6 protein-coding genes and 1 pseudogene are annotated in these 9,662 nt (G+C 32.6%); 1 reads left to right on the forward strand and 6 read right to left on the reverse strand.

Annotated features, from left to right (window positions below):
- Nucleotides 1–46: 46 nt before the first annotated feature.
- The 6 genes and pseudogenes from AC5YD2_RS15700 to AC5YD2_RS15725 all read right to left on the reverse strand — a co-directional run bounded on the left by AC5YD2_RS15700 (nt 47) and on the right by AC5YD2_RS15725 (nt 8,346).
- Nucleotides 47–424 carry an IS630 transposase-related protein gene (locus AC5YD2_RS15700; protein ID WP_496125791.1) on the reverse strand — a complete coding sequence of 126 codons (378 nt, stop codon included), beginning with the start codon at nt 422–424 and terminating at the stop codon, nt 47–49.
- A 178-nt stretch (nt 425–602) separates the two neighbouring features.
- Entirely contained in the window at nt 603–1,031 is a 429-nt protein-coding gene (locus AC5YD2_RS15705; RefSeq protein WP_496127208.1) for a hypothetical protein, read from the reverse strand.
- 1 nt (nt 1,032) lies between these two features.
- A complete protein-coding gene (locus tag AC5YD2_RS15710) occupies nt 1,033–3,351 on the reverse strand; it encodes a hypothetical protein (protein WP_496127209.1) in 2,319 nt (772 codons plus the stop codon).
- Nucleotides 3,341–4,924, reverse strand: coding sequence for a site-specific integrase (locus AC5YD2_RS15715; RefSeq protein ID WP_496127210.1), 1,584 nt, complete (start codon nt 4,922–4,924; stop codon nt 3,341–3,343). The genes AC5YD2_RS15710 and AC5YD2_RS15715 overlap by 11 nt, the downstream gene beginning before the upstream one ends.
- A gap of 835 nt (nt 4,925–5,759) precedes the next feature.
- Nucleotides 5,760–6,703: pseudogene (locus tag AC5YD2_RS15720) on the reverse strand (IS5 family transposase).
- 314 nt (nt 6,704–7,017) lie between these two features.
- Nucleotides 7,018–8,346: a site-specific integrase gene (locus AC5YD2_RS15725; RefSeq protein ID WP_496127211.1), complete on the reverse strand. Its 1,329-nt coding sequence runs from the start codon at nt 8,344–8,346 to the stop codon at nt 7,018–7,020.
- A gap of 259 nt (nt 8,347–8,605) precedes the next feature.
- Here AC5YD2_RS15725 and AC5YD2_RS15730 point away from each other — a divergent pair.
- The coding region (locus tag AC5YD2_RS15730) for an ISNCY family transposase (RefSeq protein ID WP_496124815.1) at nt 8,606–9,662 on the forward strand (1,057 nt) is incomplete at its 3' end.

Consider the following 9,662-nt stretch of genomic DNA (forward strand, 5'->3'; position numbering starts at 1 on the left):
TATTGCTTCTTCCATTGAGGTAGGAACCATTCAAATACAGCACGACTTAATTTACAGGCTTGTCTGTAAAGAAAACTCTTTTTTTACGCGTCCATCCCATCTTATTAAGGGCTTTTAAAATGACATGGTAACCAACGGTATAACCGAATTGTTGTTCAAACAGAGGGACAAGATCTTTCGCCTGAGTAAACGGTGTATTTTTTACGAAGTGCTCAAAGGCTTGAAGATCTCGAATCCTCGAAGGGCGTCCTGCATTTTGAGGTTTAGGCTGTTTGAGCTGACCAGTTTGCTGTTCGAGTAGGATCCAATCATCTAGGGTGGTTCTTGCAATATTAAACAGTTCACACGTTTTGGATTTATGCTGTGATTCTTTATAAAACTGCATGACTTTTTCGCGTAGATCGACAGAATATGTTTTTGGCATGATCCTAAATCTTAGTGTTTTTTCTATTGTAGCTCATATTGGATTCTTAGCTATACAGTTTTGATTCGAGTGAACTTCAAAATGAATATATTCATTTCCTAATATACTTACATTAGAATAAAAGTGAGTCTTAGAATTATAAAAATTCAACCTAATTTTGATCTAAAAAATAAATCAACTATAAATATTTTTTTAGAAGATATGGAGCCAATAGGTGATCAACCTTTAAATTTGTAAGTAATTTTACTTCTTCGATAATCTTGATAAGTGTTTCAGTATTTTGATTAAGTTGTGATTCTAGTTCATCAATTTGAATTCTTAAATTTTTATTAGTATTAGTTAGAGCATGTCTTGTTTTTTTATTAACGTAAAGTTGTTGTTCTTTTGCTTTTAAGTTTAATGGTGAAATTTGTTCTGCCATATAGAGACTAATTAACTTTTTGCGTTCAAGCGAGCTCAGTGTACTTAACCCTCCAGATACATAACCTTTAGCGATTAAACGATCATGCAAAGTTTTATGCGAGATAGGGGATTTTTCAAAACCTTCAACCAGCATCATTTGCAATTCATGTTCGATGACTTCATCTAATTGTTTACCACGCAACATATCAGGCTTCCTTAGTCTCATTTTTATGCTGTTCTATGGCGAACAGTTCACTTAACGTTGTTGGTAATTTAGCGATCGCATCTCCATAAGGAAAAACAGGAATAGGAGTTAAACTATCTTGTCTAGCAAGTGCTTTTCTTTTTAAGTCACTTAAATAAAGTATTTTTTGACGTAAATCCTCTAGCATTTCGCTATAAGATAAATCATGAACTACGATTAGCTCTATTTGTGCAAACTTATCTAGCAATTCATTCAAAGTATGTTCTAGAGCTTCTAATTCACCTTTACGGCCAGTTAAAGCAAAGTTTCCACATTGATCACCTGATTGGCAGGCAAGACGCTTAGGGCAATCATGCACAGCGACTTCACGCATACATGCACCAAAAGGCAAGGGGTGTAAACAAGCATGGCGTTTGACTAGGGATTCTGCTAATGAATGATCTTCTTTAACCAATTCATTAAATGACTCTGCGATATCTTGAAAATATTCATCAAAGAAAGATTCCTTTACATAACTCGCTACTTCATTTTTCGAGTCAAAGGTTTGTAAATTCATCTTTAAATTATTTTCAAGATCTAATTGGTTTGTAAAATACATTAATCCATCATTCTTAATACTATTTATTGGATATTCTACTTTTCTTTCGTCAGCTGCTTCATTATATAACTCTAGCTCATTCTTTTCATAAATACTCGCTGCAACTTTGCGTTGCTTGAGAGCAAGATGCTGATAGTATTGATTTTGCTTGATATCTATACGTCCCATTAACATTGCTTGTAAATGTTCAGATAAACCACTGAGGGCCAAGAAAGTATTAATATTATGACGTGGAATATGAGAGCCTAACTTAGAATATTCTTTTTCATTCTCTAATAAATTATATTTTTGAAATATTGACAGGCTTAAACTTCCACCTAAAAAACTATTTATATTTCGTGTTTGGAATGGAAGGATATTAGCTTTGAAACTAAAAAATCTTTTCAATGACGTAGATTTGAATTCATGAATAAAAAGTAACTCTTCAAATGCAATTTTTTCTAATCTACCTTCATAATTAAAAATATGATCAATTGGAAATTCAGCATCATAATTTGCTAAATTTTTTATAAATATATTTATGTCTTTTTTTAAATAATATTTTTCAATTTTATTGTTTTTCTTTTTCTTTATTTCTTTAAATATCGGAATTTTCTTAACAGAAGTCTTAATATAGTTTCGAGTGTTTTTATGAATTTCAACATTAAAAATTGAACCTACTAAATCATCTAATTCAACAAATTCATTTTCAATTTCATCAATTACTTTAGGTAAAAAATCAGAGCAATTTTTTGATCTAATATATAGAAGATGTTCTCTCGATTCTTTAGTTAGTTCTAAAACTGATTGAAAAATTGTCTCAACAAGTTTAACAGCAAGGGGTTCAACCCAATGAACTCTATACCCAACACCCTTTGCACCATGATATTGAATACCCAATGTATATTGTTTGATGCCATCTAACGTTAATTGAGCTTTAGTAATTGGGTCCAGTAAAGGTTTTTTAATTAACGCATCAGTTTTTAAAAGAATCACTTCTGTCGATCGTAAGCCCGTTACTATAAGTAACAATAAAAGGTTAAGGATGACTTTCTCACTCTTTCTTTCACATAGGTTTATTAAAGAAGCAATATTGATAAATGTACGAATAGAAATGAGTTTATCTTTCTCAAGTTCATCTTCATCTAGTTCTAATTGTTCTATTAATACCATTGTTCTCTTTGCATTCGGTGTTCTATTTTTTGAATTTGTATATAGATATTTTTTAGAAAATTCTAATGGTTTATCAGTAAATGCATAGTGATTTAGCATTTCTTGTAATCTAAGGTACGTACCTGCATGATCAGGCAGATTAGATTTACTTGAGTTTTTGGCCAGTATCTCAAATGAACTTGTTAAAATTAATGTTGATAAGAAGCTGGGGTGTACATCATTAGAATAAATTTTATATAATTCACTATACCAACGCTTTAGAATCAGAACTTCAGCATATAATTTTTGTGGCGAAGTTTTTGAATTAGCCTTTCTGTAGCTAAGAACCATCATAGCTTTCATAAACTCTTGGTACATCATATTTATAGAAAAATTCTCAACACCTTTTATTCTTTTTCCTGTTGGAAATGAAAAGTTGGTTTTTCCACTACGTGAAAGTAGCCATCCGGAACCAATAATTCCTCCAGCCCATTCAGAATCACTCCATAGCCATTTAAAATTTGGCTTTATATTTTCCTCAAAATATTTTTTTTGTTCATCAATAAATGCATTATATTTTTCAAAGTTCATGAACATCATCCTTTTGTAATACACAGCGAACTATTACAGATTCAATTTCGAATTTAGTTGACTCATGCACTCGAATCAATGGATTTCTAGATACGCCAATACCATCTGATAGTTTAATAAGATCATTTATTTCATTTTGTATGCTTTCTAAAACATGATTATGGTTAGCATCGATAAAAGGATGAAAGTACATACAACCATAGCAATTACGAACGGGTTGAAATAAACATTTGTCTTCGTAGGAGCACCCACCAATATCGTAATGAATTTTTCTACCAATATTTCCTAGTACTTTTTTCTGATGCCAATTTTTCTTATAAACTAGCCTTCCAGTCAGGAGCATAGCTATCATTTGTCTATATAGAGAATTTTTACCAAGTGCCTGCGCTCTAATTTGAGCCAATTCAGGGGTAGAGAAAATATAATGTCTAGCAGTTACAATAGAAGAATGACCTAAGATATATGCAATTTCTTCAGCAGAAGAACCAGCCATTGCCAAACTATATCCAACATGATGTCTAAAATCAGAAAAAGAGTACTTTTGCATTATCATTTCATTTGCAAGTACAGCTTCTCTGTAAGCTTCGGGAGCAAAATCAAATAATTGTGTATTAATCGCTTTTGAGCAAAAGCGTGTAGCACATTCACCTAAATCAAATAATTTATCTTTGGGATTTAAGTTAAATCTTTGGATATAAGCAATCATTATGCTAGCAACTTCTTCCGGTAATTTTACTGCAATCTTTTCATGTACATATCGAGCTTGCTTCGCATATGGAATTAGTAGGCTATAGCGATGAAAATGATCAGAAGTACGACTAGTATCTATTTTTATATCATCTGCCGCTAACTTAGATAATTGGACAGGTCTAAGTCCAGTCACATATACCAACCCAAGAATTGCTGAGTAAAGTAGTATTTGTTTATCGACACCTTGAAAATCATCTTTGATAGATTTGTTTAACTTGATAAAGCCTTGTTGAATCATTGAGATTAAAGGGTAATCTATCGTATCCTCATATTCCTGATAAAATAAACTTGAATTAAAAGATTTAGGTCTAGGGATAATTTCCAATTCAAAATCATCTTCTATATCAAAGTTAGGAAAATCTTCTAAGACTAGAAGTTTCAATAGAAATTTAAGATGAAAATAATCGTTGCTATAGTTTTTTTGTTCAGCAATTTCAATTAATATCCTTTTTAAATTTTCATAACTAAATTTTAAATTATTATTTTTCAAATAATTGAGTACAAAAATAAATGTATAAAATTTTTTGCTCAAAAATGATGGACTATTTTTCTGAATAAAAGCTATTAAAAAAAACTTAATGAGTACAGTCTCACTTTCAGAAAATTTTGAGAAATCTAAATTTTCTATCTGTCCTGAATAATAAAATCTCCAATTATTGCTTGAAGAGTTGATAAATTTATCGTCAAATTTATCGGCCACTAAAAATTTGACAATTTTTGGTATTTTTTTATTTAGATTCTGCAGAACTGTTATTTGTTGATCATTAAAAGTGGATACTGAATGTTGGTCTTGAAAATTTACAAAAAGGTCAAATTGTTCCATTATTCATTATTTCCATTGTATATCACAGCCAGAATCTGTCACTCGTAAAGAGTAACTTTAAATCAAGGGAGCTAGTTTTTTAATTAAATCACCAGTTATTTCTGATACGTAAGAGTTATCAAATATGCAATCTAGGATTGCATCAACTATCATAGGATCCGATAATTTTTGATGTCATAAGTCATAAGTCATAAGTCATAAGAAAACCGGCTTATTATTAGAAAGCTAAAATTGGTTGAATAACTAACAATAAATTTTTAAAAAACATTTTTTATGCTTATGAAATAATATTGTTAATTCAGAAATAATCTATTACATCCAACTTGAGCCTCATTAAATATTGTGATATTTAATTCTAAATTTCACAGCCAACATTAGTCCTCCAGCAGCAGAAAAAATCTTCTTTTAAACCTTTAATCAACTTGATAATTCCAAAAAAAACTAACTGCACCATTGCTAAATTAGTATATAAATTCATCTTCTGTCAAGCTTTTTTCGATATAAGTCATTGATATAACAAAATATATTGTTTTGATATGAAGATTATAATAATAAAACCTATGTATTTGATCTATTAAATTTATATTATTTTCTTCATTTTGTTATTTTAAAATATTATAAAATTTCGAAGTTTAAGACATCTAAGTATTTAATTTAACTTTTTAAAAACATCAACTTTTCCTCAATATTATTAGAAATATTATAAATGATTATTAAATACAGGCTAAGCAGACTAAAATTTGAATTCCATCACATCCATCCAAATTAAGTTGGGATTAGAAGGGCTTTGTTGCACAAAGGTTTGAAAGGCAGAGCTACCCTAAGTGAGCCAAATTTAAGTGACAACCGGGGTATGAGGTCGACCTAATTCTGTAAACTTATTTAAGACTGCTACACGTGCATGAATCTCATTCACCTGACTAAGGAAACTCCTTGCAGTTAATTTATCGCCTCATAATTTGATGCAATGCATCTTGGTTTCCACCAAACTTCGACGATGATAACCAGACCACTTTTTCCAGATGACTCTCCCTAGGCGTTTGACCGTTTTCAATAACTCATTCCGCTCTATAGACCTCGCTTGCTGATCTTTCCAAGGCTTTGCATTCTTCCTTGGTGGAATTACCGCATGTGCATCTCAATCTAAAATGACTTGTCGGCAGTGCTTTGTGTCATAAGCACCATCTGTATAGACAAAATCAATTTGCTCATCCAAGGGAATTTGAGTAAGTAAATCCTCGAGTACTTGTGAATCACTGACATCATTTGTGGTGAGTTGTACAGCACGTTTTTGAAGGGTTTTAGCATCAACAGCAATATGCAGTTTACGCCATTGTCGGCGATATTCAGGTCCATGTTTCTTACACTTCCATTCACCTTCGCCTAGAAACTTCAAACCAGTAGAGTCAACGAGTAGATGGAGGCCATCTTGACTTTTTTGATAGCTAATCACAATATCAATATGCTTTTGTCTTCTACAAAGCGTTGTGTAATCTGGGGCTGTCCAATCTAATCTGCAAAGTTTAATCAGACTTTGAACAAAACCTGTGACCATACGTAAAGATAGTCGAAATAGAGATTTGATCATTAAGCAGCATTGAATAGCTGTATCGGAGTAGATTTGATTTCGACCTTGTTTGCCTTGTGACTGGGCATACCACTGAGTTAGAATCAAACCAAATGCAAATATTGCTCCGGTTAATTAATCTTGCGCAGTATACTGCTCATATAGGAAGACCAATTGGTGGTGCGATAAATTTTAGGTACAGGTTTATTCATTTTGAAATTATATTGCTAAATAAGCCTTCTATGCTAGGTTTGTGCAACAAAGCCGTCATAAGCCCTAACTAGAAGTTGAGTATTTACAAAGAAATGTAAAAATTATCGCTTATTAATATTTTAACTTTGTCAGCATGACATTAAACGTTGACAAAAAAAGACCTGTTAATCGCAAGAATTGAAGGCCAGCAAGCTTTTGAATATCAATATCTCATACTTGAATTATGCATAAAATTTGAAAAATATTTTGATTCAAAAACAATCAATTAGGTGGTTGGTTTTGATTTATGAAAGAGACCTACAGATATCCACACTTATAACTGCTGTGATATACGTTGCAAATTTATAAGATTAGCACTATCAACAATAAATCTCTTTGCATAATAACTAGGCATTATGCTGTTGGTACTCCAACCACCTAAGACACGCAGCTCTTCTAATGCTTTTTGCATAGTTTCATCATTGCTTTTATTTAACGGTGATACACTTTCGTTTCGATCTTTTTTAATAGCAAATGCCAAAGTGATATATGCCCATGTATGACGACATACATGAGGGGTAAATTTCTGAATCGAGTCGATATTTGTATCATCAAAATATATAGGATGTAAGGCCCTAAACTTTTTCTCTATTATCTTAAAAATTGAGTTAATGGATGAGTAACTTAGCGGAGAGTAGGGTGGTTTCAGTGATGTAAACAAGATATCTGAATCATTAAAACTCCGTATCTTTTCAATGTACTGCATCAAAAACTGATAATCTATATTATCTAGTTTTATAACCCTATACGATTGCTCATTTTTTATGCTTGGCTTTCTCAATCTGACATCATGTTCATCATCCGTATTGGTTATAATTAGACTATATGAATTAGAATTAAGAGATTTTTTTATCGATCTTTTTGTAAGCAACATTAGTTCACCAACTCGTAAGCCGTAGTTCACCATGAGATGTACAATCATGAAATTACGAAGTTGATTTGATTTCGATGAGAATGGATTATCTAAATTAATATTATTTTCTTTATCAGGACGAATAATTTTATAAAGCATAACCCTCATTTCATTGGTTAAACTTTTAAAATGATAATTAATTTCATTTTTTACAGTTGAACTACGTTTAGAAAACTTACTAAAAATTCTTTTTTTATTCAGTAAAAATAAATCTATTTTTTTTCTACGATTAGTTAATTCTTTGATCGTAATATCTTGATAGCGTAAATTCCAATATTCATCTAAAAGATAAACGAAATACTTAAATAAAGATCTTAAGCGCTGTGTGATAGTCATATAGTTAGTATCAATATTTGATCGAATTCGAATCAAATTTGATTCTAGATTTTTATTATTTTCTAAGAAAACAATGAAATTATCGATTTCATTCAAAAAAATCTCAGGATCATATTTAGAGTACAAAAATGATTCACAGAATAAAGTTGAATATTTTTGATACCAAAATTCATACCAAAATTTTAGTGCCAGTAAATGGGACTGTTGTGTGGCAAAACTTTGAAATCTCAAGACAGCCATAGAATAAAGTAAAGGATAGAGGCAAGGTACTGTAGTTGAAGTATCAAACAATAGAACCATGCGATTTTGATTTGAATATTTTTTTGAAAGCTTAATTGTTTTTACTACAAACATCCTAAGTACCAAGAACTTTGTGAAGTAAAAAGAATATAAACATAAGTGAACTCAATGTGAAATACTATTTAATGTAAGTAATTGATTTTGGGTTGAGCAAAGAACTCTATGAACTTAATGTATCATGCACTCAATTTAACATAATATACATTATGCGAAATATAATTGTTAGAACCCATTTAAATTGTCTATATTCTCACCAATAAAAATGTCTAGTTTATGATGGTTTTTATCATCATGGACTGGATATAAAATATAGATGCTGATCACTATGTCTGATAAAGAAATTCAACGTCTTGCAGTTCTGCAAGAGGTTCGAGATCATCGTATTACCCAAGTCCGTGCTGCTGAAATCCTGAATCTTTCCACTCGTCAAATTACCCGGTTATTGCAGAAGCTCCATCAAGACGGTGTTTCAGGTCTGGCGCATGCCAGTCGTGGTCACCCGGGTCATCATCGCCATGATGAGTTATTAAAATCAAAGTGCCTTTCCATTATTTCTGAACATCTGCTCGGATTTGGACCCACCTTGGCGCATGAGAAGCTCAGCAGCATGTTTGACCTGAATATCCCTGTAGAAACGCTTCGGCGCTGGATGACTGCAAATGAGCTCTGGATTCCGCGATCCAAACGTCTAAAACGCCCATATCAGCCACGCTATAACCGGGATTGCTTGGGTGAGCTGATTCAGATTGATGGCTCATATCATGACTGGTTTGAAGGCCGAGCCGCCAAATGCTGCTTGCTGGTTTATATCGATGATGCCACTGGAAAGCTGTTGCATCTGCGCTTTTGTGAAGCGGAAACGACCTTTGATTACATGCTTTCAACCCGAGCCTACATTGAGCAATATGGGAAGCCCTTGGCCTTTTATAGCGATAAACACTCGGTATTCCGAGTCAATCAGAAATCGAGCCAAGACAGCAAGATCACGCAATTTGGGCGGATTCTGAACGAGTTAAACATTGATATTATCTTCGCCAACTCACCACAGGCCAAAGGCCGCGTAGAACGAGCGAATAGAACCCTTCAGGACCGTTTGATCAAGGAGATGCGCCTAGAAGGCATCGGTTCGATTGCTGAAGCCAATGCATGGCTACCCTGCTTTATTGAGCATTTCAATCAGAGGTTCGCCAAATGTGCGAGAAACTCAAAGAATTTACATCGGCCCTTAACCGAATCTGATCTTGAACTGGATGATATTTTTACCTGGCAGGAACCGCGTAAGGTCACCAAGAATCTAACCCTGACCTATGACAAATGTATTTATATGCTTGAACCGACTGAATTAAACCAGAAATTAGTTGGGCAATATA

It is taken from the genome of Acinetobacter sp. CY73 (assembly GCF_059515865.1).